The sequence below is a fragment of the Vibrio sinaloensis genome (assembly GCF_000808535.1).
GTDB lineage: Bacteria > Pseudomonadota > Gammaproteobacteria > Enterobacterales > Vibrionaceae > Vibrio > Vibrio sinaloensis_D.
This window is the reverse complement of the sequence record NZ_JWLV01000006.1, coordinates 61,317-86,803: the sequence shown is the minus strand read 5'-3', so window position 1 is coordinate 86,803 and position 25,487 is coordinate 61,317. Positions and strand designations below refer to the sequence as shown.

Below are 25,487 nucleotides of genomic sequence, written 5' to 3'. Positions count from 1 at the left end.
TTTCCTATATTGGCTTGCTACAGCAGAACAAGACTGAGAATGTAAACTAGCGTCATGGCTGTCACGCCTTGTACCAAAGTGGCCATGGTTTGTGCGCGATACGCCAAGCCAACCGACATACGGCTAAACTGAGATACCACCCAGAAGAAGCTGTCATTGGCATGCGATACCGTCATCGCACCGGCACCAATCGCCATCACCGTCAGCACTCGTCCCATTTCAGAGTCTAGCCCGAGTTGTGCCAACATTGGAGCCACCAAAGCGGAAGTCGTGACCAGCGCAACCGTTGATGAGCCCTGCGCAGACTTCAATGCAGCCGCCACAATAAACGGCATGAAGATACCAACGCCCAACGCTGATAACGTAGTACCCAAGTACTCGCCGAGCGGCGTCGCTTTCAACACGGCGCCAAATGCACCACCCGCACCAGTAATGAGTAGAATTGGCGCTGCTGACGTAATTCCTTGGCTAATACGCTCGCCAAACTCTTCCACCTTGTTGTCACTTTTTAGCAAGCGAACCGATAAGAACAGGCCAATAATCAGCGCCGTCAGCGGTTGGCCTAAGAAAGAGAGAACATCGAACACAGTGCCATCACCTAACGGCAGGCTTGGGAACTTAGCGATAGAGCCTAAACAGATCAGAAGAATAGGGACGAAAATAGGTGCGAACGCTTGGCCCGCTGTCGGCAGCTCACCATACGACGCCTTGAGCTCTTTCCAATCTTTTTTTGCTTCAGCTAACTGATCACCGCCATCAGGCTCCACATCTTTGAATCGATTTGCCCACAACATACCTGCAATCGCTGCGGTCGCCGCCACAAAGATACCGACACCAATCACCAAACCCAGATTAGATTCAAGACCAAGGTTACCCGCGGCCGCAATTGGACCCGGTGTTGGCGGGACGAAGGTGTGCGTCGCATAGAGACCGGTTGCCAATGCCACACTCATCGCCACGCTGGAGGTTTTTAAACGGTTCGCGAGCGACTCTTTCAACGAGTTCAAAATCACGTATCCCGAATCACAAAACACAGGCACCGAAACGATGTAGCCAATGATGCTCATGGTGAGTGTTGGTGAGCGTTCGCCAAGCACTTTAATAACCGTATCGGCCATGGTAATGGCTGCGCCACTTTTTTCTAAGATGACACCAATGATGGTGCCCAAAACAATGACTAAGCCGATATAGCCCAAAATACCGCCAAAGCCGGAAGCGATGGTTTTTGCGATGCTATCTGCCGGTAATCCATAGGCAAATGCAGCTAAAAAGGCGGCAACGATGAGTGCTAAAAAGGGGTGTAACTTAAATTTGGTGGTTGCGAGGACGATAAAGGCTACCACCCCCAGCAAGATTAGGATAAGACTCATGATAACTCCGTTTATTATTGGTTTACTCAGGGTATGTGAAGTCGTTTCACACACTCAGGGTGTCTGTAGGGACGGGGCTATTATTGAGCGAATCGATCCACATTCCTTTATGCAAAGTGACAAATTTATCAATTCAAAACGCAACATGAATTGTCAAATTGCACAATAACCCAATGATAATCACAAGCATTTTAAGGCTAGATATAACTGTATCTTATGATCTAACTTGTTGATTTTTAGATTAGTCACCTCTTCTATTTTTTCCAATCGGTAACGGAGTGTATTTCGGTGAATATGTAGCGCTGCACAAGTTTGAGCTAGATCGCAATCTTGGTCAAAAAATATGCGGAGTGTTTTAAGTAATGTGCTTTTGCTGTCTTGTTGTTGGAGCTTGACCAATGGCTCTAGTAGCTGTGCTTGCCTCCACTCGTCTTGTTTTAAGCCCCCCACTAACACCGATAGCTTATGATCTTGGTAGAAAAGAATGGCGTCTTTGCTCTGCTTTGCGCCATCTAGTGTTGCTTTGGCGGTATCGTAAGAACGCGCTAAACCCGCCAGATCCGGGAAATACTGCCCCATCGCGATCTGGATCGAGAAGTCCGATTCTTGCTCTACGCGCTTAAGAAGCTTTTTCACACGGCGCCGCTCTTCCATGTGATTCCAAATACCATCAACCAATGTCACGGGTTTGAGCACCACCACTTCATTCATCGATACCGAGACGATACCAACGATATTGTTTCGCTCTGGATACTCGAGCAAGTGGACCAATTTCTGAAGATGCTCCAGCGTTAAAGGCTGCCCTTTTTTTGGGATCACTTTCACTGCGGCGGCAATTCGGGGTTGAGAAAGATTGAGATCCAAACGCTCAGCAATCGATAGCAGTTGGTTTTCGTTTAATGTAGAGCCTTGAATAAGCTGGAGAAGTAACTCTTCACGATGACGTTTGTTCCACTGAATCTGCGCCATCATGGCTTCTTGTTCGACAATCAGTTCAGCGGTCATTTTGACAAGCTCACCATAGCGCCTGACTTCATCGGGTTGACCTGATATGCCCACCACACCAATGACCAACTCTTGGTGAAGAATAGGGAGGTTGATCCCCTCTTTGACGCCATTTAAGGTGCTGGCTACGGTCTTGTTGATTTCAACCGTACGATTATCGTGGATCGCTAAGAGCGCGCCTTCATGGGTGCGGTGCAAACGGGAAGGGTCACTAGAGCCGATGATCTGTCCGTTTTCATCCATCACGTTAACGGGAAACTGAATAATTTTTGTCGCTCGCTCTACGATTTGGCGAGCAATTAGCGTGTTTAACTGCATCGGTGCGCCTTGTGATCACCCACTATCGGTATTTTGCTTAACATATCACAAGGGCACCTCGAATCACGCAGGGCAAATTCGACCCGCTCACAGAGAGAATAAAAAAATGCCCGAGGCTCTCCCTCAGGCACAATTTAGTTCAGGTTATTCATACTGGGCTAGCCAGTGTTTTAACAGCACATTGAGCTCAGTCTGTTGCTCATGACTCAGTCCGGCGACTAACTGAGTCTGCACGCCCACATGCTCCTCAATGATTTGGTCAATCAACTTCAGCCCCTCTTGAGTCAGCTCAACGGTCACACTGCGACGGTCTTCTTTGCTGTGCTGACGGCTGATCAAACTTTTGGCTTCTAACTTGTCGAGCCGATTGGTCATGGCGCCCGACGTCAGCATCATAGAGTTAATCAACTCTGAAGGCGTTAAACGAAACGGCGCGCCACTTCGACGCAAAGTCGCGAGCACATCAAACTCACCGAGCTTTAAGTCATATCGCTTGTGCAGCTCTGCAACCTCAGACTCCATGTACTTTGCAATTCGCATTAAGCGACCCATGATCGCCATAGGCTGAGTATCCAAATCTGGCTTCTCATCGGCCCACTGGCTCACCACTTTATCTATCGCATCCATGAATCTCTCTCTTACTCCCATAGCAAACTCGAAGTATCTTAACATAAAGATACTTTACAAACAGCAATGTGAGGAGTAAGTTTAACTTAAAGTATCTTAATATGAAGATAAATAATGAACATATTGCTTGCGATGATCCCCGCCTTCTTTTGGGGAACCACTTATGCCGTTACCCAATACACACTCGCGGATTGGCCGCCATTGTTGTTAGGGGCGATAAGAGCGCTCCCTGCTGGCCTGCTGCTTCTGGCATTCAAACCCAGTTTACCTAAGGCACAAGATTGGGGCGTTCTAGTACGCTTGGGCTTTATCAACATTGCCACCTTCTTTGTTCTGATCTTTGTTATGGCGCTCACGCTGCCATCAGCCATTTCTGGGGTGGGAATGATTTCAGTGCCCGTATTCGCGATGCTCTACACTTGGTTGCGATACAAAAAACGCCCGGGTCGACTGCAGGCGGTCAGTGGGGCGGCACTGATTGCTCTAGCTTGGATGCTGTTTGATCCACGCTCCATCAGCTTAAACCCCGTTGGTTTGGCGGCGATGCTTGGCGCGATCAGCTGCATTATTGTCGGCAGTTCATTAACCAAATCACTGGGTGAGCGTATTCACTGGTGGACAGTATTGAGCTGGCAACTGATTCTGGGCGGCGCAATCCTAACGCTTGCTGCCATCATCCATAGCATGATTCAACCCGCCCAATACGCCATGGCGATTGAGCAGCTCTCGATGACCAACGTGCTGGGGCTACTTTGGGTTGTTCTACTCAATACTGCGCTGGGCTACGGCCTTTATGTGTGGTTATTGCAACGCATGTCTGTGGTCGATTTTACCTTTGGCGGTATTGCTAACCCTGTGGCGGGGATCGTATCTGGGCTGCTATTGCTCGGTGAGTCTTTTACCCCCGTGCAATACAGCTTAATGGTAGGCATGATCGCGATGTCGCTGTTTCCCCAAGTGGTAGACAGCTTGCGCTCCCAAGCCAAAGCACAAAGGCATGCAGAAATTTAGAGTGGTAAGCGTCATCAACAAGGCGTGCAAGTGGATACAGCGCGGTTTTCCATCGCTTTCGGGATAGTGATGGAAAACTTTGCACCGCCGAGTGAGCTTTGGCTGACGGCCAATCGCCAGCCAAGATTCTTCGCCGCTTGATTGGCGATCGCCAAACCTAAACCAAAGCCGCCTTGATTTAAGTTTCGGCTCGCATCCAAACGAGAAAAGGCGATGAAGATTTCTTCTTGTTTCTCTTCAGGTATCCCTTCACCGTTGTCTTCAACATGGATCAGATAACAGGTTTGATCCTGCTCGATCGACACTTCAACTTTACCCTTACCATATTTGTTCGCGTTCTTGATCAAATTATCGAGCACCAACTTAGCGTAACAATCGCAGCCATAGACCTTAGGGTTATCCAATTCGTGTTGAATAACAAACGTCGCGCTGCCCGGCTCCGCGGTAACTTGGATACGATCTTGGCAGAGCTCTACCAACGAAAAACGGGTCGGCTCTAGCTGCATTTCTCCATGCTGGTTGGTCAGCTTTGCCAGTTTGAGGATGTCTGACGTTAACAGTGAAATATCGCCAATATAACGGTCTATTTGATCAAATAGGTCGTTTTTATCGACAGTATCCTCTCGCCTTAGCAGATCACTGGCCATCTGAATACGCGTCAACGGCGTTCGAATCTCATGCGGGATAGCGTAAGAGAAGATTTGCGCCTGTTTGACGCGAGCTTCAATATCGTCCGCCATGTAATTGAAACTCTCAACAATCTCTTTCATCGGTGACAGAGCACTCGGCTCAGCGCGCACGCTCAGATCTCCCTGACCAAAAACGCGCTGCGTGTGGAGCAGCTTTTTAACACGGCGGTTGACCATCACAAGCGGCGTGTATATCAGAAGCCCGATCACCAAACCAATCAGAGTAAACAGGGCGGTAAAAAACTGTGTATCTTCATCCTCATACCACTCTTCGTGAGTGTGAGAGGGCTCTTCAATTTCAGTCAGCAGTAAAAACTTGTCGCTGTTGGGAATGGGTAACGCAGAAGAGAAATAGTCGTCGTCACGCACGTACACCTTGGGTCCTGTGTCACTGACAAGCATCACGCACTCTTTACACCGCTCGCCCGCCACTTCACTGTTGTCCACCAATGAGAGTGTGTAGTTATAGAACACCAACTCGTCTTGACTGTTTAGCCTTTCGTATAGCCCATCTGGCTCGCCCTTGGCTTCGAGGTAACGCTTTACATGAATGGCAGAGCTCTCAACAAACGAATCAATGTCTCCTTGTAGCATGTAGCCGTCAGTAAGTTTGGTAAACAAGGTAATGGTACCCAGAATACTGACCACTCCCGTCAGGTAGAGATAGGTGAAGATTGAGCGACTTTTTTTGCGTTTTACCATCATGGGAGCCATTGAATCCAAAGCATCAGTCAAAATATTATCGAGCTGGCAGCAGATAAAACACGCTTGATTGCACGCCAGCGCAACGAAAAGTGGACAACCTAGCACAACCGGCGGGCGTTTTATATCTTAGAAATGAAAAAGCCTGCTGTGAGGGGCGGCAGGCTTTAAAGAGAAAGAGGCGTCTTCCACCAACATGCTGAAGGCTGTCTTATCATCTGGGCAATGTTACGGGTAGGCTCTCCCAGCAGAGCTCTAAAGGTCACCTTGATCAATCGAACGGATAACACGGCACGGGTTGCCTGCCGCGACAACATTCGCAGGAATATCTTTCGTCACTACGCTACCGGCACCAATGACACTGTTAGCACCAATGGTAACGCCCGGACAAACGATCACACCGCCGCCGAGCCATGCGTTATCACCAATCGTAATCGGTGTACCAAACTCAACGCCCTCTTCTACGCGCCCTTTTACATCTAATGGATGACCTGCCGTGTAAATTTGTACATTCGGCGCGAACAGCACATTATCACCAATGTGCACCTCTGCCACATCGAGCACCACGCAGTTGAAATTAGCGTAGAAGTTTTTGCCGAGTTTTATGTTCGAGCCGTAATCACAACGAAATGGCGGTTCGAGATACGCCCCCTCGGAATCCGGAATCAAACGGTCAACAGCGCTTCGCCACTCTGGGGTATTTGGAATGCTATTGTTGAGTGTTTGCAACACCTTACGGCACTCAATACGTTCGTTGAATAGTTCTTCGTCCCACGCTTCATAAGGCTCACCTGCAAGCATTTTCTCTTTTTCGCTTCTCATATCACTTACCCGTTAATCTTAAAACTACCGTCGAAATATCGCATACCAATGTCGGCTAATAAAAAGATTAAATCACTAAATTAACACGACGTGTGATAGGTCACCTTCTGCGTCATATCGACGTAAACGGGGGGTTGTCAGTAATGACTCACCGTTATGTTTTCAGAGGTTAAGATTCGCCTTTTGCCGATTTTGCTAATAACAATTCGTAGAAGCATTTGGCTGCCGGGCCCGTTTTGGCTCCTTTCGGAAGGGTGATATGCAGCGGCACTTGATACTTTTCATTGTGCTCGACTTTAAGCACCTTTAGATGGCCTGTGTTTCTTGACTTGATGATGTGCTCTGGCAAGCGGCAAAAACCGACGCCTTGCTCAACCGCTCGAAATGCATGGTCAAAATTGTCGACGGTTATCCGCTGATTCGCTTTTAACCAACCGACATTTTGCTCTTTGTTCTCAACCTGAGTCGCCCCCAGATCGCGAATGACAACTTGGCAATGAGTGGCAAAATCCGCCATACAAACCTGACTTTGACTTGCGAGTGGGTGCTTACTTGAGACAACGGGCAACATACTCGTCATCGAAAAAGCTTCGGCAGGATAGTTGGTCACCGGCAAAGTAATTATTGCAATATCCGCTTGCTCGCTGGTCACCATTTCTGTCGTTTTAGACAGCGAAGTCTCTACAACTTGAATCGAGGTGGTACTGTTTTGACTAAGATACTCTGCCATCGGTTGATAGAGCAGGCTCGGGTCGCAGAGGTGATCCATCGCAACGATAATCTCTGACTCGACACCCGCTGAAATTTGTTGGCTTAAGTCTTCCAGCTCTCTGGCCTGTTCAAGCATACTGCTCGCTCTTCTAAGCAGTGAACGGCCATGCTCAGTCACTGTGGCGCGTCTTCCCTTCACCTCCACCAGCTTAACGCCCAGTTGGTCTTCAAGCTTTTTGATCGAGTAAATCAGGGTGGTATGGCTTTTGTTTAAAGCCGAAGCTGCGGCTTGAATACTGCCCGCTCTATCCACTTCCTTCAGCGTAACCCATTGCTCAAGTGTACTTTTCAACCTCATCACACAACCTGTCAGTTTTTTAGACATTAAAGCGCAATATTATGAACTTTTCTGTTTAATTTATATAGACAACAATATCTCCATCGAACAGCAATACGCGTTCACAACAGACAACAATTGGAGAAACTAAGATGAAATTACTGCAAGTCGATTTTGAATATCATGGCCCTATGGGCGAAGAGATGTCTCGCGCATTGGTAAGTCTAGCGGAGTCAATTAATCAAGAACCCGGCATGATGTGGAAAATCTGGACAGAAAACGAATCTGAAAAGCGAGGTGGGGGTATCTATCTTTTCCAAGATGAGATCAGCGCACAAAATTACCTAGACATGCATGCCGCTCGACTAAAAGAAATGGGAGTTGCAGAAGTGCGTGGCGTTATTTTTGACATCAATCAGCCACTGACTGAGATCAATCGTGGGCCAGTTGGCCTGTAAGGAACCGCTATGACCAATAGACTGTTTTTAACCGTACACGGCAGCATCTACACTGTGTTTGCATTCGCACTGTTTTTTCTGCCGACCCTAATGTGGCCAATGTATGGTGTAGAGATTAACGATAAGTACGCTTACTTTCTGTCTCAGCACACAAGTATCTTTCTCGGTGGTGTAGCGGCAGTAAGCCTGTTTCTAAGAACAATAGAGCACAAAGAGACAATGCAACAGCTACTCAAAGCACTGCTTGTCACCAACCTGCTTGGTGTCGTAATAACTGGCTATGCTGGATTGACAGGGATCTTTGTCGGCTTCGGCTGGAGCGATCCAGCCTTCTTCGCTCTGTTGTCTTTGCTTAGCTATCGACAGCTAATCAAGCAATCATAATTCCAACGCCTATTTGCGACTGTTGTTAAGCGCAGATAGGCTCACCTCGCCTTTTGCATTCAACCTGCGTAGAATACGCGCTCTTTTCCTATTCACGAGCACTTATAGGCCGTCAGTTTGCATACAGTAGAACAACTCAAACGCGGCGAGTTACGCGGCATACATCGGCTTAAACTCTCAGAGCAGCTTACCGAACTACCCGACGAGATCCTCTCTTTGGCCGATTCACTCGAAATCTTAGACGTATCAAACAACTTACTGACCGACCTCCCTGACTGGTTAGCCGAACTGCCTAAACTGACCATTGTTTTCGCCTCCCAAAACCGTTTTACGCATTTACCTTTGGTGCTCGGCCGTTGCAAACAGCTTGAGATGGTTGGCTTCAAAAGTAACAAGATCGCCCGCGTATCAGGCGATGCATTGCCTCTGCAGCTACGTTGGCTGATTTTGACCGACAACCAAATTGAGCAACTTCCAGAAGCACTCGGTCATCGACCTCGCCTGCGAAAACTGGCGCTTGCTGGAAACATGATCAAGGTATTGCCCACCAGTTTTGACCAGCTAGAAAACCTTGAACTGGTGAGACTGTCCGCCAATCAGCTCACTCACTTCCCTGATGTTTTGTTGACTCTGCCTAAACTGGCGTGGATGGCGTTTGCTGGCAACCCGTTCTGTGAGCGAGTCGTGACTACCGCTGCGGTTCCGCGAGTCTCGCCTGACAGTTACCGACTCAACCATGTGTTAGGTCAAGGCGCTTCTGGTGTGATTTCGCACGCCGATTGGCTAGATCGCCGTTACGATTTTCCTGACCAAGTCGCAGTCAAAGTGTTTAAAGGCGAAGTCACGAGCGACGGCTACCCACAAGATGAGTTGCAAGCCTGCCTACAAACGGGTTCGCATGACAACTTGGTGGCGTCGATTGGTTTGGTGGATGACGCTGAATCTCTTGCTTTGGTGATGAAGCTAATCCCTGATAACTACGTCAACCTTGGTTTGCCACCCACACTGGAAACTTGCACTCGCGATGTGTTCAAACCAGAGTTTCGCTTGTCGGTCAGACAAATTGAGAAGATCGTCGATCAAATGGTGGACGTGTTCAATCACATGCACGACAACAAGGTCTGCCATGGCGATCTCTATGCCCACAACGTATTAATCAATCAAGAGTGTGAGATGATTTTCGGCGATTTTGGCGCGGCGTCGGTTTATGACTACCTGACCGAAACGCAGCAAAGAGGGGTAAGAAAAGTGGAGGCCAGAGCGCTAAGCCATTTTATTGATGACTTACTTTCAGTTTGCCAAGCAAAAGAGCAGCAAACGGCCGCGTATCAATCACTGCGAAAGCTCACAAAATTGATCGCCTAATCCTCCTCACGCTTTACAGTGTAAAGAGCCACCTCGCAAGGTGGCTTTTTTTGATTATGCCAGTTCAATCACCAAAGCTTGGTAAGGCTTTAATGCCATTTCCGTTAGGCTCTCAACAGTCTCTGGGTAATTGTTGATCACTTGCTGTTTGACACTGCCGGGATAACTTCTCACCACACTGTTGCTACTAAAGTTTGCAATAGTCAGCAGTGATTTGCCTTGATGACTGCGGATGTAGGCGTAGACTTCACAGTCTTGCGGGTCCAGCAATTGATGCTCGCCATACACAATCACGTCACCGTACTGCTCTCCTTGGCGCAAAGCAATCAAGCGGCGGTAGTGATGATAAATCGAGTCGTCATCCTTAACCGCCTGTTCCGCGTTGATCTCTGGATAGTTGTCATTGACGGGCAGCCATGGCGTCCCCGTGGTAAAGCCAGCGTTTAATTGATCGTTCCACTGTACAGGGACTCGAGCGTGATCGCGTGAAAAATCGTTCAAAAAGGCCAGCGCATCCACATCACTTACCCCTCTGTCACGCATTTTTTGATAGTGGAATTTCGCCATCAAGTCATTGAACTCGTCAATAGAGTCAAAGTGCTTGTTGGTCATGCCAATCTCTTCACCTTGGTAGATGTACGGCGTACCACTCATCATATGCAGTACCGTGCCGAGCATTTTCGCACTCACCACGCGATATTTCGCAGAGTCACATCCATAGCGCGAAACCGTACGAGGCTGATCGTGGTTGCTCCAATAGAGACTATTCCAGCCTTTTTGATACAAGTCTTCTTGCCAACGAGTCATGATCTCTTTGTATTGAACCAAATCGAACGGTTTTTTCACCGCATTGTGCTCTTCCCTATCGATACTGACGTGCTCGAACTGGAATATCATGCTGATTTCATTGCGATCAGGATGCGAGTAATAACGCCCATCTAGGGTGGTGGTGAAAGGCGTTTCTCCCACGGTTAACACATCATAATGTTTGAGGACTTTGTCGTGCATTTCACGCAGGTATTGGTGAACCAACAAGTTATTGGACCAATGCTCCCACCCCGCAACCCCTTGATCGAAGATCGTCGCATCGGGGTAATCGGAGGGTTTACCAATCATGTTGATGACATCCATACGAAAGCCACCCAGTCCTTTTTTCAGCCAGAAATGCATCATGTCGTAGACGGCTTCACGCACTTCTGGATTCGCCCAATTGAGATCAGGCTGCTTGTTGCTGAACAAATGCAGGTAATACTGCCCGGTGTTCTCATCAAGCGTCCAAGCTTTAGGTTTGAAAAAAGACTCCCAGTTGTTTGGCTCACTGCCATCAGGCTTAGGGTCTTTCCAAATATACCAATCCCGTTTGGGGCTATCTTTGCTGCTGCGTGATTCAATAAACCAAGGGTGTTCGTCAGAGGTATGGTTGACCACCAAATCCATCACAATCTTGATACCGCGCTTATCCGCTTCAGCGATCAGCCTATCCATATCGGCCATGGTGCCAAATTCAGGGGCAATTTTCTGATAGTCGGAGATGTCATAGCCGTTGTCATCCATCGGCGATTGATACACAGGACTCAACCAAATGACATTGGCGCCCAGCTCTGCGATGTAGTCGAGTTTGTCGATGATGCCAGGAATATCACCGATCCCATCACCATTCGCATCATTGAAGCTTCGCGGGTAAATTTGGTAGACAACCGAATTGTGCCACCAGCGCTTATCGAGTTGCTGCGTACTCATGATCGTTGCTCCTTAAATGGGTTATACAGGCCTAACTGGTACGTCGAATCATCAACTCGGTGTCGAGTACCATGGTTTGGTATGGGATGTGCCCCATCGCCATTTGGGCGGCAAGCTGCCCTTTATGCATAATCGGCTGTCTGACCGTGGTTAATCCGGCTGACTCTGCGGCAGGAATATCATCAAATCCGACAATACGAATCTCATCTGGAACGATTAAACCGAGCTCTTGGGTCACCTCAAGGGCTGCGAGAGCAATCTTGTCACTCATACACAACAGCACTTGGGGACACTGCGGTGAGGTCAACGCGCCTCGCAACATGGTTTTTAGAACCGGTTTCTCAAGCTCGTGGATTTGCCACACATTATCCACATCCAGCGTCGCCCCCTTGTCGTGAATCGCCCGTTTGTAGCCTTCAAAGCGGCATCTCGACACCGATTCTTCCTCTGTGTACAGGTTGTCTAGATTGGCCAGTGCCAGTGCATTGGTCGATTCCAAGCGCAAACCAAGGATCAAGATATGGTCATCAGGGCTGTGAATAGCGTGGCTTGCGATGTCGTAACAGGCTTGTTCGTTATCAACGTTAATCGAGGGAATCTCTGGCCAACAAAAATCGACCGTCACTAAAGGTTTGCGCTGACGCGTAATCAAGTTCATGACGTTGGCGTCCATCGGTTTGCCGTACACAATAAAACTATCTGGAATCGTCTCGACTTGAGTGTTCTGATAATTCTCAGTATTGGACGGCAGCATCAACATGTTGACGTGCTCTTGGTCAAGCAATTGAGAAATCCCCGCAAGGAATTCCGTCGCAACAGGATCGGTAAAGTTGAACGCAAGGTTGTCAGCCAATAACAGCCCAATCACCCCTGTTTTACCAGTACGAAGGCTGCGCGCAGTGATGCTTGGTCCACTGTAACCGAGGTTTTCACACTCTGAGAGAATCTTCTCTCGCAGCGATTTAGAGAGCTGGTTTGGTCGGTTAAAGGCATTCGACACCGTCGCGGTGGAAACCCCGAGATACTCAGCTACGGTTTTAAGTGTCGGCTTTTTATTTTGCATGATAGGGCTAAGTCCAAACGTCTTGTTCTGTAGGCAAAGGTAGCCTCAATTTTTTTAAAGTCTAAAACGATTAAGTAAAAACCAGTACTCGAAGCAGAGAAGCAAACTGATCAACTTTGAAGTCGATCAACTTTTGTTCAAAATAACAGCAGTAAATATGATCAAAAGCACAACATAAGGCTAAAAAACAAGCAATCTCTGGAAGTGCTTCTATTTTGATTAGTGATAACTTAATCGATTAAGAGATAACCACCATAAACGGTCATCTCAACAAAGTTCGGTTTGATAACAAGAAACGTTAATTAGGTATCTGAACACGGAGTCTAACCAATGAAAACCACTCTACTTGCTAGTTCGATTGCTGTCGCGGTGCTGTCCCTCCCTACCATCGCTGCTGATTTAAAATATACTCCCGGCGAGGACGCTCGCTTCAATTGGCAAAGCTACGAGGCTTTGAAGAGTCAAGATCTGAAAGGTCAAACCATCACCATCTTTGGTCCTTGGCTTACTCAAGATAAAGAGTTAGTTGAAAGCGTGATTGCTTACTTTGAAGCCGCTACAGGCGCCACAGTGAACTACTCTGGTTCAGACTCGTTTGAGCAACAAATCGCCATCGATGTTCAAGCTGGCAGTGCGCCGAATATTGCGATTTTCCCTCAGCCAGGCTTGGCTGCCGATCTCGCTTCTAAAGGCTTCTTGACCCCCCTAGAGCCAAAGACAGCAACATGGATCAATGATAACTATGCCGCAGGTTCTTCATGGGTCGATTTGGGGACCTTTGCCGGTAAAGATGGCAAAGACGCGCTGTATGGATTTTTCTACAAGGTCGATTTGAAATCGCTGGTTTGGTACGTCCCTGAAAACTTTGAGGATGCGGGCTACGAAGTCCCTGAAACCATGGAAGAGCTAAAAGCGTTGACGGAGCAAATCGTCAAAGATGGCGAAACCCCTTGGTGTGTTGGTTTAGGCTCGGGCGGTGCAACAGGTTGGCCGGCAACAGACTGGGTAGAAGATATGATGCTGCGCACTCAATCGCCAGCGGACTACGACAAATGGGTCACCAACGAGCTCAAGTTTAACGATGCCAAAGTGGTCAACGCGATCGAAGAATTCGGTTGGTTTGTACGCAACGATGCCTTTGTTGATGGCGGCGCTCGCGCAGTTGCTGCAACCGACTTCCGCGATTCACCAAAAGGATTGTTCACCTCTCCGGTCAAATGTTACATGCATCGCCAAGCTTCCTTTATTCCGAGCTTCTTCCCTGAAGGCACTCAGTTAGGTGCAGACGTTGATTTCTTCTACTTCCCTGCCTACGAATCGAAACCGTTAGGTAAGCCAGTACTCGGCGCTGGTACCATGTGGAGCATCACTAAAGATTCACCTGCGACACGCGCCTTTATGGAATTCTTGCAATCCCCAATCGCCCATGAAATTTGGATGGCGCAATCAGGCTTCTTAACGCCGCATAAAGGAGCAAACGTGGATGCCTATGGCAATGAAACGTTGAAAAAACAGGGGGAGATATTGCTGCAAGCGACAACCTTCCGCTTCGATGGCTCTGATCTGATGCCGGGCAAAATTGGCGCAGGCGCCTTCTGGACAGGCATGGTGGACTACAGTGGTGGTAAATCAGCCCAAGACGTTGCCAACGACGTTCAAACCACTTGGGATGCGTTGAAGTAACCTCCCACGTCGAAAGCCGATAGGCACTGCTCTATCGGCTTTCTGTTGCCTCGAGAACGAATTCGACAGCGATAGGTGAAATAGCAATGGAACAGCTTTACTCCTCACTCTTTATCATGGCGTTGGGCGTAGCCAGTTGCGTAGTCTACTTTTTGGGCACCAACTGGTTGCTGAGTGTGATCTTTCCAACCAAAAACGTCTCCAATCAAACCATGGCTCGCAACTTGCGACGTGCCGCATCCATTCGTCCTTGGTTGTTTCTTGGCCCTGCCTTGAGTTTTCTTGGTTTGTATCTGGTGTATCCGGTATTTGAGTCGATTGTGCTGTCTCTGCACGACAGAAACGGCGACCAATTTGTTGGCCTCGCCAATTACCTATGGCTCTTTAACGACCCTGAATTTCGCGAATCGCTGTTTAACAACTTACTTTGGTTGCTGGTTGTCCCTGCGGCGTCGACGTTTTTCGGTCTGGTTATCGCCGCTCTGACAGACAAAGTCAGCTGGGGCAATATCGCCAAAAGTCTGATTTTTATGCCGATGGCAATCTCGTTTATCGGTGCATCCATCATTTGGAAATTTGTCTACGACTATCGCGCTCCTGGATCAGAGCAAATCGGTATTCTCAATGCCGTGGTTGAAGCGTTTGGCGGCACCGCGCAAGCCTGGATCACGATCCCATTTTGGAACAACTTCTTCTTGATGGTGATCTTAATTTGGATCCAAACCGGTTTTGCGATGGTGATCCTCTCCGCTGCACTGCGCGGCATCCCAGAAGAGACAGTAGAAGCCGCTGTTCTTGATGGCGCGAGTGGGGTGCAAATCTTCTTCAAGATTCTCATTCCACAGATTTGGGGCACCATTGCCGTGGTGTGGACCACCATCACCATTTTGGTACTGAAAGTTTTCGATATTGTTTTGGCGATGACCAACGGCCAATGGAGCACCCAAGTTCTCGCGAACATGATGTTTGACTGGATGTTCCGAGGCGGCGGTGATTTCGGACGCGGAGCTGCCATTGCGGTGATCATTATGGTTGCCGTTGTCCCAGTGATGGTTTGGAACATGCGCCAAGCGAGCGCGCAAATGGAGGATCGCTAATGTCAGATTCAACGTCTGCGAGTAACGCAACATTCAGCATGAGCAAACTTAGGCGCTCACCGCTGACGCTTTTGGTCCACTTTTCGGTGTTCGTGATTGTGGTGCTGTGGACCTTACCCACAGCGGGTCTTTTTATTTCGTCGTTTCGTGACAAAGACCAATTGGCGATTTCCGGTTGGTGGACATCTCTCACCAGTTCGCAGCAGAACTTGGTAGAGCGTACCGAGGTGCCAGACAAGCAAGTGAAACAAGGGGATCGATATGTTCTTCAAGGCCAACTGCTGGTAGATGGTAAGCCGAGTACCATCAGCGCGTTTGGGTTTTCTTCCCGTGAGCCTACCCGTTACCAACCTGGCGAAGTGGCACAAATGCGAAATGACGGCACACTCACAGTTGCAGAAAACGGCCAATATCAGATGACCTCACCCGAGCCGTTTACTGGCTCGCGAGGCAAGCGAATTTTCTTTACCGCTGTTGTGCCTCCCAAATTCGGCTTGGATAACTATCAAGAAGTGCTGACCGCAGAAGGGATTGGTCGCTCATTTATCAACTCCCTAACCGTCACCATACCCGCCACAATCATTCCGATATTGATTGCAGCTTACGCGGCCTACGCACTCTCTTGGATGAAAATGCCCGGGCGAAACCTGTTGATTGCGTTAGTGGTTGGCTTACTCGTGGTGCCTTTGCAGATGTCATTGATCCCGCTGTTAAGACTCTACAACGATATCGGCGCCTTTTTTGGCGTGGGGGCAAAAACCTATCTTGGGATTTGGCTCGCCCACACTGGCTTTGGCTTGCCCTTGGCTATCTATCTGCTGCGCAATTACATCTCCAGCTTGCCACGCGAGATCATTGAATCTGCGAAAGTAGATGGGGCTACCGACTTTGAAATCTTTATGCGCATTGTGCTGCCACTCTCTTTTCCTGCCCTCGCCTCATTTGGCATTTTCCAATTCTTATGGGTTTGGAACGATCTGCTGGTGGCTACGGTATTCCTCGGTACCGGCGAAGAACACATGGTGTTAACCGCACGATTGCGTGAACTACTCGGCTCTAGAGGCGGCAACTGGGAAATCCTTACCGCATCGGCCTTTGTCTCTATTGCGGTGCCGTTAGCGGTCTTTTTTACCCTACAACGCTACTTAGTTCGTGGACTTCTTTCTGGCTCAGTCAAATAAGCCGTTTGCAAATGATGAGAATAATGAAATGACAGGATTAGCTTTAACCAACGTAACCAAATCATACGGTGACACGCAAGTTCTGCACGGCATCGACCTCGATATTCGCCAGGGTGAATTTGTTGTGTTTGTCGGCCCTTCTGGCTGTGGAAAATCAACACTATTACGCATGATCGCGGGGCTAGAGGAAATCACTTCTGGCGACCTCTTTATTGAACAAGCCCGCGTCAACGATTTGCCCGCCGCTATGCGCGGTATTGCGATGGTGTTTCAAACCTATGCTCTCTACCCGCACATGACGGTGTATGACAATATGGCGTTTGCCATGCGCATCGCCAAAGAATCAAAAGAAGCCATTCATGAGCGAGTGATGGAAGCCGCCAGAATGCTGCAACTTGAGCCCTACCTCGACAGGCTACCCAAGGCTTTGTCTGGTGGTCAGCGCCAGCGTGTGGCGATCGGACGCGCCATCGTGCGCCAACCCAAGGTGTTCCTGTTTGATGAGCCACTCTCCAACCTAGATGCGGCGCTGCGTGTGCAAACCCGTATTGAAATTGCCAACCTGAAAGAGCAGCTTGAGCAAACCACCATGATCTATGTGACCCATGATCAGGTCGAGGCAATGACGCTTGCCGATCGCATCGTGGTGCTCTCAGCGGGGAAAATCGAACAAGTCGGTACGCCGCTTGAGCTCTACACGAATCCAGCCAATGTGTTTGTTGCTCAGTTCATCGGCTCTCCAGCCATGAACCTAAGCGCCGCAACGCTGATTGAAGCGGGCGATAAATGCAAAGTGAGCGCCGAAAGCGGTCTGCACATCGATATCCCCATTGCCGCCAACCCTGAACTAAAAGGAAGCCAGCTTCAATTGGGCGTTCGCCCAGAAGATTTCCTTGTTGCAAACCTAGAGGAAGCGCTCATCTCCGGAACCGTGCTGTTTGTCGAGTCATTGGGCGAAGTCACCTTGCTCCATATCAACGCCGAGGGGCATGAGGAAGCCATAGTAGCGAAGTTACCCGGGATCTTAGATTTCCATCGCGGGGAACAGATCCATCTAAAAGCGGATGTCGAGAAGATCCACCTCTTCAACCAAGATGGTCTCTCTCTTAAACACTTGTGATAGTGGATTCTGGCTTCTGCTCTCTCGCGAACTCGATATAGGAACGTTCTATCATGCAAAATAAGGTTCAGTTGATCGCTTACGTTGACCGCTTAAGTGGCGCCGATTTACCCGCATTGAATAGACTGCTCACCACTGAGTTGAGCGGCCTTTTTTCCGCCGTTCATCTGCTGCCGTTTTTTTATCCTATCGACGGCAGCGATGCAGGGTTTGATCCGATAGACCATCAATTGGTTGACCCACGCTTAGGCAACTGGGCGGATGTCAAAGCGCTCAGTGAACACTGTGACATCATGGCAGACCTTATCGTCAACCATGCGTCGGCTCAGTCTCCGCAGTTTATCGATGTGCTTAACTATGGCGAGGAGTCCGCCTATTGGTCTCTGTTTCTCAAAGAGCAAGACATCTTCCCAAGCGGCATCACTGATAGCCAAGCAGAGGCCATTTATCGTCCCCGCCCCAACCGCTGTTTTAGCGCCAAAACGCTCAAATCGGGTCAGCAAGTTAACTTTTGGACCACCTTTACCGACAACCAAATTGACATCAATGTGGAACACCCCGAGGGCAAAGCGTATCTCGAGCTAGTGTTACAACTGTTCGCTGACAATGGGGTGAAAATTATCCGCTTAGACGCCGCTGGCTACGCGATCAAACGCGCAAATAGCAGCTGCTTTATGCTCGATGAGACGTTTGATTTCATTGATGCTCTATCTCAGCGGGCCAATCAACTGGGCATGGAAACCATCGCCGAAATTCATAGCCACTATCAAACGCAGATTGATGTCGCGAAACGGGTTCATCGAGTCTATGACTTTGCCCTCCCGCCGCTGGTATTGCATGCTCTGTCCGCTAACGATGTCGATCCGCTTATTCATTGGTTGGGCATTGCGCCGCGCAACTGCCTGACTGTGTTGGATACACATGATGGTATTGGCATTATTGATGCGGGTCCCGAAGGCGACAAATCAGGGCTACTGACGCCATCTCAAATTGATAGTCTGGTTGAATCCATCCATACCAATAGTGACGGTCAAAGTCGTTTGGCGACGGGCGCAGCGGCGAACAACCTCGACTTGTATCAAGTCAATTGTAGCTATTACGACGCACTGGGAAGAAATGACTTTCACTACCTTATCGCGCGAGCTATTCAGTTCTTCAGCCCGGGCGTTCCCCAAGTCTATTACGCGGGTTTATTTGCGATGGAGAACGACGTCGAACTGCTAAAGAAAACCCAAGTCGGCCGTGACATCAACCGCCCCTATTTAACGCCACAAGAGGTCCATTCACGACAGCAAAAAACCGTGGTCAAAGGGCTAATGGAACTCATCAAGCTGCGCAATCGTCACCCCGCTTTCGATGGTGAATTTGAAGTTTCAGGAGGGAGCACATCATTGACCATGACTTGGAGCAAGCAAGATTGCCAGATAGCTTTGGCAGTCGATTTGGCATCACAAACGGCGTCGATAACGAGCAACATGGGCGAAAAAGAAAAAACGCTCGACCTACACCAACTGGCCAACCGTGAGGCCGATTGACCAAATCGAACAGGTAAGATGCCCCTTCGTTCACCCTTGCCGAGCGTCAGGCAGGTCACGCAGATGTGCTTGCTAGCGACCACCCGCTAAATCGACAAAAGAGCCGGTCACATACGATGCTTCCTCGCTGAGAAGCCACGCAATGGCATTAGCGACTTCTTCGGGTGTTCCACCACGCTTGAGAGGAAGATTAGGACCAAGGCGGTCAACTCTTCCCGGCTCGCCTCCGTCAGCGTGCATGTCGGTATAGATACAGCCTGGGCGCACACCATTCACGCGGATATTCTGCCCTGCCAGCTCCAGCGACAGCCCTGTGGTCATCGAATCCATCGCTCCTTTTGATGCTGCGTAATCGACGTATTCAAAAGGGGCACCAAGTCGAGAGGCTGCCGACGAGACATTCACAATCGCCCCATGCTCGATAGCGTGATCGAACTGATTGATAAAGGTTTTGCAGCAGACAAAGCAGCCAATCACATTGGTGTCGAGCACTTGCTTAAATCGCTTAACGTCGATGTTGCGCAGTTCAGATTGAGTAAAGAGAATCCCGGCATTGTTAACCAAATGCGTCACGCTGCCGTAACGTTGACGAGTTGCGACAAACATGGCTTGAACTTGATTCTCGTCACTCACATCCGCTTGATAGGCAAACGCCTCGCCGCCTTGCTCCACAATCTTATCGACAACCGAGTGCGCTTGTTGCTGATTAGAGTGGTAGTTAACACACACCTTGTAGTTTTGCTTTGCGAGCAGCACGCATGTCGCTGCTCCAATTCCTCGTCCACCACCGGTCACAATCACGACTTTACTCATCTTCTATCCTTAAGAGCTCAACTGACTTTACACTGTAAACCTAACCGATCTTGGCTCTGTTTTTAACCCCTTCCAACAAAGCATCAACGAATAAAGTCAACGCTTTAGGTTGATAGCGCCGCTGCTTGTAAACAAGGTACGCTTGTCTGTCGCTGCGATGATACTGAGGCAGAACACGGGTCAAATTCATCTCTTCTGTGACATGACGAAAGGGCAATGACGCAATGCCGAGTCCTTTTTCCACCGCCGCGCAAACCGAAATAATGTCATTAACGATCAACCTAGGATGAATCTTTAGCATTTCCACTAAGGTATCGTCTTGATAGACAGGAATATCCACAATGTGATCAACGCTAATCCAATCAAGCTGAGGAAGCTGTTCCAAGGTCGTTAAGGGCTGACCAATGCTCTGCAAATACTCTGGGCTAGCAAAAAAGGCATGTTTTGCCGTAAAGAGCGGCCGAGCGATCATCTCATCAAGCCCCGTTACGTCGAACGTCATCAACAGATCTCGATCCGACTGCGGAACCGCTTGCTCTTGGCTAAGGACTAAATCGAGTGTGACTTTAGGGTAGTCGGTTAAAAACTGCTCGACCACTTCAGCGATAAATCCGCGGTAAAAATTGTGGGGCAAGGCCAACTTAATTGACCCCGACACCTCTTCGGTGTCTGAGATGAGTTGGTCAAAACTGGATTCAATGGACTCCATACCGCTGCGCAGCAACTCAAACGCTTGCTGACCATTTTGAGTGGCGACAAGCTCCCGTCCTTGCTTTTCAAGAAGGCGGGTATTGAGACGTGACTCTAGCGCAGATAAACGACGCGACATGGTCGAAACAGGAAGTTGCAGCTTTCTTGACGCAGCAAGCAATGAGCCCTCTTCAACAACACAGCAAAATAGGTAAAGGTCATCAATATTTCCAAATATGGAATTCATGGTTCTAAATGTGCTTATTTTTCTCAATAATGACTAGTTATATCCTTATTTCTCTCTTCACGACAAGCGAATAAAGGACAAACTATGAATCGAAAACAGTTTTGGCTCTCAGCCCTACTCTCCTCCTTTACTATGGCCGCGATCATGTCTGGTCTACTGTCGGGCTATAAGTTAGGGTTTGGCGACCAATGGCCAGCGATATGGATGCAAAGCTTCGCCCTGGCGTGGCCCTGCGCATTACTGCTTAACCTAACGGTCTTACCCCAGGTTCGCAAACTTGCGACTTGGCTTGCGGCAGCGACCTCCACCTCGCAGGCATAAAAAAACCGAGCACTCTGGCTCGGTTTTTTAATCTCGCTGCTATTACAGCTCAGCGTTGTGGTAAACCTGCTGAACATCATCACAGTCATCAAGAAGATCTAGGAATTTCTGGAACTTCTCTGCGTCTTCACCCGCGACTGGCGTGTGCGTTTGAGGAACAAACGTGATTTCTTCAACATCTAGCGTCAAGTCAGGGAATGCACCGTTTAGAGCCGTCTTCGTTTTGAAGAACTCGGTATGCGGAGCAAATACCGTGATTACGCCATCTTCAAGCTCTACGTCTGTTACGTCAACGTCTTCCATCATCAGGGTTTCTAGGATGATTTCATCGTCATCGCCCTTGAACTGGAATACCGCTTGGTGATCGAACATGTGAGAAACAGAACCTTCAACACCGATCTTCGCACCCGTTTTCACGAAACACTGACGTACGTCTTGGAATGTGCGGTTGCCGTTGTCTGTCAGACAGTCAACGATCACGCTAGTGCCGCCAGGGCCAAAACCTTCGTAACGTGCTGGTGCGTAATCTTCGCCGCCACCGCCGTTCGCTTTGTCGATTGCTTTATCGATAACGTGTGCTGGAACTTGGTCTTTTTTAGCTTTTGCGATCAGGTGTTTTAGCGACAAGTTCATGTCTGGGTCTGAGCCACCGTTTTTCGCGCACATGTAAATTTCTTTACCGTATTTGGAATAAACTTTAATTTTTGCGCCAGCTGTTTTCGCCATAGAGGCTTTGCGCACTTCAAAACTTCTTCCCATCGGGATGTTCTCTCTAATTCAATTTAACGCGAAGGATTTTAGCAAAAAGCGAGAGCTTTTCAATTTCTCACTTTGCAGAGGAAATGGCCCGCATTAGGCGACACCCATTACTCGCTTATATTTGGCTACGGATTCTAAAAAGAACGTTCGTTCATTATCATCTCGAATTTTGTCGGCTTCCTGATCGATTTCATCAGGTACAGCTTTCGCTTCACGAAGCTTCCAAACTAAAAACGACGCTTGCTTATCAAGCTCAACCTTATTTTTCTCTTCGGCAGGAAGGTTAGAAAGGTTAATCGACATAAAAAACGCTCTGTATCCGTAAAAATATGGAGTGGGAATATACCACACCAACGCCCAATGTTGAGCAACAATCGTAGGTTGTAAGCGGATCAGATCAAAAAAACAGCGCAAAAATAAAGGGTGGCTTGATGTGCCACCCTTAGGTATTTGAGATTAGACAAGACAACTAGTGCAACAAGCCCAGTTCCTTTGCTTCATCAATTGATAAGCCACTTTCACGAATCTCTCTGAGCGCTTCAATACGACGACGTGCTTCTGCACATTTGACCGATGTTACCGGCTTCTGTGACTCGACTTCTTCCGTGAAGTCCCACTTATCTGCAATCTTAGTCATTTCATCATGGTCAATAGAATTAATGGACATATAAACCTCCGAACAAACCATGCTAGGGACAGCTAATCTGTAGCAAAACAACGCGCCCCTTGTTAAGAATTTTAGCTCCAGAATGTGATTCTGCTAATAGTTCGAAAAGTCTTATCTATTTTTCTATAAATAGGCTTTGCATGGCCCATTATCTCGAAGTACATTTAAAAGATTACCCCCAATGAAAGTAAGCTGATCTGGCTCTCACTTTTCTTCTCCCCCTATTGGCTCGAAATACCCGCAACGCGCCGCTTTGCACACTATTTAAACAACGCTTTTTCGACTCACTTCACCCTTTTTGCCATGAGTTCTTTTCACTCACGAATTAAGAGTTAATGATAATCATTATCTTTTACTTTTTTTGGTAGGTAGATTTATGAGTCAATCGTTTCTCGAGCATGCATTTCATCCCGACCCCATTATTCAGATACGCGAATTGTGCGTCGATTACATTACCGATCACGGTGATTTCCAAGCCGTGAAGTCGGTGAGCTTTGATATCGGAAAAGGCGAAATCTTTGGCCTTGCAGGAGAGTCAGGCTGTGGAAAGAGCACCATCGCGTTCGCCATCAATCGTCTCCATAAGCCGCCAGCGTTTATCTCTGGAGGACAAATCCACTTCCAAGGGAGAGACTTATTGCGCCTTCCAGATGAGGACATTAATGCCATTCGCTGGAGTGAAATTGCGATGGTATTCCAAAGTGCCATGAACTCACTTAACCCAGTATTGCCAATCAAAGAGCAGTTCGCCGATGTACTTCGTCACCACCAAGGTGTCAGCGAGGAAGTGGCCCAAGACCGCGCTGAAAAGCTACTCGATCTGGTCAACATTCCACGTGAGCGTCTCAGCGAATACCCTCACCAATTCAGTGGCGGTATGCGTCAACGCTTGGTGATTGCCATTGCGTTATCACTCAATCCTAAATTGATCATTATGGATGAACCCACCACAGCACTAGATGTGGTCGTACAACGAGAGATCTTGCAGCAAATCTACCAACTTCGTGAAGAGTTTGGCTTCTCGGTTCTGTTTATCACTCATGACCTAGCATTAATGAGCCAACTTTGCGATCGCATCGCCATCATGCGCCACGGCGAAATCGTCGAAGTCGCCGCCTCAAAACAGATACGCAATGCACCACAACACCCATACACACAAAAACTTTGGGCTTCGTTCCCGAACATCCATGAAGGTAAACACAATCAAGAAGGAGCGACAGCATGAGCGAGCCCATTATTAGACTGAACAACGTCGTTAAAGAGTTCACCATTGGCGGCGGTTTCGCTTCTGAAGAGCGTTTCAAAGCCCTGCAAGGCGTCAGCTTCGATATCTACAAAGGGCGCACTCTCGCGCTTGTGGGGGAATCAGGCTGCGGTAAAAGTACCTGCGCGCGCTTAATGACAAAGGTCTACCCTGCGACCTCGGGGGAAATCTTGTTTAACGGCAAAAACATCGACGATATTGAAGGGCGCAAAGAGCTGCTTGAATACCGCAGCAAAGTCCAAATGGTGTTCCAAGACCCATTTGGCTCGCTCAATCCAACACACACCATTGAGCACCACCTGACCCGCCCGTTAAAGATTCATAACCAAGTCGCGGACAAAAAAGAGATTCCCGCGAAACTGCAAGAACTGATTGAATTAGTGGAACTAGCGCCCGATACACTTAAGAAATTTCCCCATGAGCTGAGTGGTGGTCAAAGACAAAGGGTTAATCTAGCAAGAGCCTTAGCGGTAGGCGCAGAGGTGATCTTAGCCGATGAACCGACGTCAATGCTCGATGTATCGATTCGTCTGGGCGTACTCAACCTAATGCAGCGAATGAAGAAAGAGTTCGGTATTGGTTTTCTTTACATTACCCACGATCTCGCCACTGCGCATTACATCGCCGAGGAGACGGCGGTAATGTACAAAGGCCAAATTGTAGAATGGGGAGATACTCAAGCGCTGTTAACCAATCCACAGCATCCTTACACTCAATTGCTGATCTCTGCCGTCCCGGACCCGGATCTTCCATTTGGCAAATTGGTGCAGAGTGAACCAAACTATTCACTGGATGCCGACAAAATTCGTGCAGAGAGTGCCATTGTGCAAGAAGAGTACAAACAAGTCGGTCCAAACCATTTTGTAAAACAATGGGTTAAAGCAGCATGATGACATTAGACACGTGGGTCGAACAGATGGGTGTGTGGTATCAAACTCGAAAGCATGATCAAGAGCAAACCCTAGAATCATTGATCCAATCGGTTCCAGATGCCGTTTGGGGTCCAAGGATCACCGATCTTCAGAGCAAGGCTATCGCTTGCTGGTTAGATGGGTGCCTGCGTGTCTATCAGCATAATCATTATGAAAAGCCAGACAAAGCCTATCAATATTTGCAGTTAGCCTACAGCCGACTGCAAAACGTGGTCTCGAATCCGCTCAGTGAGCTAGAGCTCAAAGATTGGTGTATGAAGCGGCTGCAACACCTGGCCGTATTAACGCTTGAGTTCTGTAACCAACAAGAGCAAACCTGTTGGCAAGACGAATCGGATCAGTTGATCGAATCCCATGTGCACTTTATGGCAGCGCAATCGTGGAATGAACCACGGAACTATGATCAAGCACAACGCGTCCTCCATTAATCTTCGCCCCCTGTTACTCACCCAATCTTCGGATCAATGATCAAGTCCTCCCTTGATCATTGATCCGACAATCAGCCTTTTCGGCCAATCTTTCATCTCAAACCTGAATTTTGGACAAAAAAAAGCGAGTTCACAGAACTCGCAAAAA

The 25,487-nt window shown here is 48.4% G+C and carries 26 protein-coding genes; 13 read left to right on the top strand and 13 right to left on the bottom strand.

All coding sequences use genetic code 11. The annotated features are described in order from the left end of the window. Positions 1 to 17 precede the first annotated feature (17 nt). The 3 genes from RJ47_RS05095 to RJ47_RS05085 form a co-directional block, all read right to left on the bottom strand. Positions 18 to 1,370, bottom strand: a complete 1,353-nt coding sequence (locus RJ47_RS05095) for a GntP family permease (protein ID WP_039482090.1) — start codon at positions 1,368 to 1,370, stop codon at positions 18 to 20. A 180-nt stretch (positions 1,371 to 1,550) separates the two neighbouring features. Next, positions 1,551 to 2,693, bottom strand: coding sequence for a sugar diacid recognition domain-containing protein (locus RJ47_RS05090; protein ID WP_039482086.1), 1,143 nt, complete (start codon positions 2,691 to 2,693; stop codon positions 1,551 to 1,553). A gap of 144 nt (positions 2,694 to 2,837) precedes the next feature. Beyond that, positions 2,838 to 3,320 carry a MarR family winged helix-turn-helix transcriptional regulator gene (locus tag RJ47_RS05085; RefSeq protein WP_038135659.1) on the bottom strand — a complete coding sequence of 161 codons (483 nt, stop codon included), beginning with the start codon at positions 3,318 to 3,320 and terminating at the stop codon, positions 2,838 to 2,840. A 114-nt stretch (positions 3,321 to 3,434) separates the two neighbouring features. Between RJ47_RS05085 and RJ47_RS05080 the strand changes: the two genes are divergently transcribed. Continuing rightward, on the top strand, positions 3,435 to 4,331 hold the full coding sequence (locus tag RJ47_RS05080) for a DMT family transporter (protein WP_039482082.1): 897 nt from the start codon (positions 3,435 to 3,437) through the stop codon (positions 4,329 to 4,331). Between the two features lie 14 nt (positions 4,332 to 4,345). On the opposite strand, the gene RJ47_RS05075 is transcribed toward RJ47_RS05080, so the two are convergent. The 3 genes from RJ47_RS05075 to RJ47_RS05065 form a co-directional block, all read right to left on the bottom strand. Continuing rightward, positions 4,346 to 5,725 carry a sensor histidine kinase gene (locus RJ47_RS05075; protein ID WP_231565934.1) on the bottom strand — a complete coding sequence of 460 codons (1,380 nt, stop codon included), beginning with the start codon at positions 5,723 to 5,725 and terminating at the stop codon, positions 4,346 to 4,348. 252 nt (positions 5,726 to 5,977) lie between these two features. Continuing rightward, positions 5,978 to 6,544: a sugar O-acetyltransferase gene (locus tag RJ47_RS05070; RefSeq protein ID WP_039482079.1), complete on the bottom strand. Its 567-nt coding sequence runs from the start codon at positions 6,542 to 6,544 to the stop codon at positions 5,978 to 5,980. Positions 6,545 to 6,713: 169 nt separating this feature from the next. Next, positions 6,714 to 7,613 carry a LysR family transcriptional regulator gene (locus RJ47_RS05065; protein WP_039482125.1) on the bottom strand — a complete coding sequence of 300 codons (900 nt, stop codon included), beginning with the start codon at positions 7,611 to 7,613 and terminating at the stop codon, positions 6,714 to 6,716. 131 nt (positions 7,614 to 7,744) lie between these two features. On the opposite strand from RJ47_RS05065, the gene RJ47_RS05060 reads away from it, so the two are divergent. The 3 genes from RJ47_RS05060 to RJ47_RS05050 all read left to right on the top strand — a co-directional run bounded on the left by RJ47_RS05060 (position 7,745) and on the right by RJ47_RS05050 (position 9,799). Then, the gene (locus RJ47_RS05060; RefSeq protein ID WP_039482077.1) at positions 7,745 to 8,050 is read left to right on the top strand and encodes a monooxygenase; all 306 of its coding nucleotides are present in this window, start codon (positions 7,745 to 7,747) and stop codon (positions 8,048 to 8,050) included. Between the two features lie 9 nt (positions 8,051 to 8,059). Then, positions 8,060 to 8,434, top strand: a complete 375-nt coding sequence (locus RJ47_RS05055) for a hypothetical protein (protein WP_039482074.1) — start codon at positions 8,060 to 8,062, stop codon at positions 8,432 to 8,434. A 117-nt stretch (positions 8,435 to 8,551) separates the two neighbouring features. Continuing rightward, positions 8,552 to 9,799, top strand: a complete 1,248-nt coding sequence (locus RJ47_RS05050; RefSeq protein ID WP_039482072.1) for a leucine-rich repeat-containing protein kinase family protein — start codon at positions 8,552 to 8,554, stop codon at positions 9,797 to 9,799. 54 nt (positions 9,800 to 9,853) lie between these two features. Here the strand turns inward: RJ47_RS05050 and RJ47_RS05045 are convergent, their stop codons facing one another. Both RJ47_RS05045 and RJ47_RS05040 read right to left on the bottom strand, forming a co-directional pair. Further along, the gene (locus RJ47_RS05045) at positions 9,854 to 11,539 is read right to left on the bottom strand and encodes a glycoside hydrolase family 13 protein (protein ID WP_039482070.1); all 1,686 of its coding nucleotides are present in this window, start codon (positions 11,537 to 11,539) and stop codon (positions 9,854 to 9,856) included. 31 nt (positions 11,540 to 11,570) lie between these two features. Beyond that, positions 11,571 to 12,602: a LacI family DNA-binding transcriptional regulator gene (locus tag RJ47_RS05040; protein WP_039482067.1), complete on the bottom strand. Its 1,032-nt coding sequence runs from the start codon at positions 12,600 to 12,602 to the stop codon at positions 11,571 to 11,573. A 330-nt stretch (positions 12,603 to 12,932) separates the two neighbouring features. On the opposite strand from RJ47_RS05040, the gene RJ47_RS05035 reads away from it, so the two are divergent. The 5 genes from RJ47_RS05035 to gtfA all read left to right on the top strand — a co-directional run bounded on the left by RJ47_RS05035 (position 12,933) and on the right by gtfA (position 19,218). Further along, a complete protein-coding gene (locus RJ47_RS05035; protein ID WP_039482064.1) occupies positions 12,933 to 14,285 on the top strand; it encodes an ABC transporter substrate-binding protein in 1,353 nt (450 codons plus the stop codon). An 86-nt stretch (positions 14,286 to 14,371) separates the two neighbouring features. Further along, positions 14,372 to 15,382 (top strand): carbohydrate ABC transporter permease, encoded by a 1,011-nt coding sequence (locus RJ47_RS05030; RefSeq protein ID WP_005469357.1) that lies wholly within the window; start codon positions 14,372 to 14,374, stop codon positions 15,380 to 15,382. Then, on the top strand, positions 15,382 to 16,563 hold the full coding sequence (locus RJ47_RS05025; RefSeq protein ID WP_005469099.1) for a carbohydrate ABC transporter permease: 1,182 nt from the start codon (positions 15,382 to 15,384) through the stop codon (positions 16,561 to 16,563). The genes RJ47_RS05030 and RJ47_RS05025 overlap by 1 nt, the downstream gene beginning before the upstream one ends. A 28-nt stretch (positions 16,564 to 16,591) precedes the next feature. After that, positions 16,592 to 17,683, top strand: a complete 1,092-nt coding sequence (locus RJ47_RS05020; RefSeq protein ID WP_039482062.1) for an ABC transporter ATP-binding protein — start codon at positions 16,592 to 16,594, stop codon at positions 17,681 to 17,683. Positions 17,684 to 17,736: 53 nt separating this feature from the next. After that, entirely contained in the window at positions 17,737 to 19,218 is a 1,482-nt protein-coding gene (gtfA, locus tag RJ47_RS05015; RefSeq protein ID WP_039482059.1) for a sucrose phosphorylase, read from the top strand. 72 nt (positions 19,219 to 19,290) lie between these two features. Here the strand turns inward: gtfA and RJ47_RS05010 are convergent, their stop codons facing one another. Together RJ47_RS05010 and RJ47_RS05005 are read right to left on the bottom strand one after the other, a co-directional pair. Then, positions 19,291 to 20,031, bottom strand: a complete 741-nt coding sequence (locus RJ47_RS05010) for an SDR family oxidoreductase (protein WP_039482056.1) — start codon at positions 20,029 to 20,031, stop codon at positions 19,291 to 19,293. 40 nt (positions 20,032 to 20,071) lie between these two features. Further along, positions 20,072 to 20,968, bottom strand: coding sequence for a LysR family transcriptional regulator (locus RJ47_RS05005; protein WP_039482053.1), 897 nt, complete (start codon positions 20,966 to 20,968; stop codon positions 20,072 to 20,074). Positions 20,969 to 21,052: 84 nt separating this feature from the next. On the opposite strand from RJ47_RS05005, the gene RJ47_RS05000 reads away from it, so the two are divergent. Further along, positions 21,053 to 21,289 (top strand): DUF2798 domain-containing protein, encoded by a 237-nt coding sequence (locus tag RJ47_RS05000; RefSeq protein WP_039482051.1) that lies wholly within the window; start codon positions 21,053 to 21,055, stop codon positions 21,287 to 21,289. A gap of 42 nt (positions 21,290 to 21,331) precedes the next feature. Here RJ47_RS05000 and RJ47_RS04995 read toward each other — a convergent pair whose 3' ends face one another. From RJ47_RS04995 to RJ47_RS04985, 3 genes are all read right to left on the bottom strand, one after another. Continuing rightward, positions 21,332 to 22,048, bottom strand: coding sequence for a YebC/PmpR family DNA-binding transcriptional regulator (locus tag RJ47_RS04995; protein ID WP_005469305.1), 717 nt, complete (start codon positions 22,046 to 22,048; stop codon positions 21,332 to 21,334). Between the two features lie 93 nt (positions 22,049 to 22,141). Then, complete coding sequence (locus RJ47_RS04990; protein ID WP_005469113.1) at positions 22,142 to 22,351, bottom strand: DUF3283 family protein; 210 nt, start codon at positions 22,349 to 22,351, stop codon at positions 22,142 to 22,144. Between the two features lie 166 nt (positions 22,352 to 22,517). After that, positions 22,518 to 22,715, bottom strand: a complete 198-nt coding sequence (locus RJ47_RS04985) for a PA3496 family putative envelope integrity protein (protein WP_038135611.1) — start codon at positions 22,713 to 22,715, stop codon at positions 22,518 to 22,520. Positions 22,716 to 23,091: 376 nt separating this feature from the next. On the opposite strand from RJ47_RS04985, the gene RJ47_RS04980 reads away from it, so the two are divergent. The 3 genes from RJ47_RS04980 to RJ47_RS04970 are packed head-to-tail and all read left to right on the top strand — an operon-like array spanning position 23,092 to position 25,339. Next, on the top strand, positions 23,092 to 23,940 hold the full coding sequence (locus RJ47_RS04980; RefSeq protein ID WP_039482048.1) for an ABC transporter ATP-binding protein: 849 nt from the start codon (positions 23,092 to 23,094) through the stop codon (positions 23,938 to 23,940). Then, on the top strand, positions 23,937 to 24,869 hold the full coding sequence (locus RJ47_RS04975; RefSeq protein WP_038135608.1) for an ATP-binding cassette domain-containing protein: 933 nt from the start codon (positions 23,937 to 23,939) through the stop codon (positions 24,867 to 24,869). Before RJ47_RS04980 ends, RJ47_RS04975 begins: the two co-directional genes overlap by 4 nt. Beyond that, on the top strand, positions 24,866 to 25,339 hold the full coding sequence (locus tag RJ47_RS04970) for a hypothetical protein (protein ID WP_039482046.1): 474 nt from the start codon (positions 24,866 to 24,868) through the stop codon (positions 25,337 to 25,339). The genes RJ47_RS04975 and RJ47_RS04970 overlap by 4 nt, the downstream gene beginning before the upstream one ends. The last annotated feature ends 148 nt before the right edge of the window (positions 25,340 to 25,487 follow it).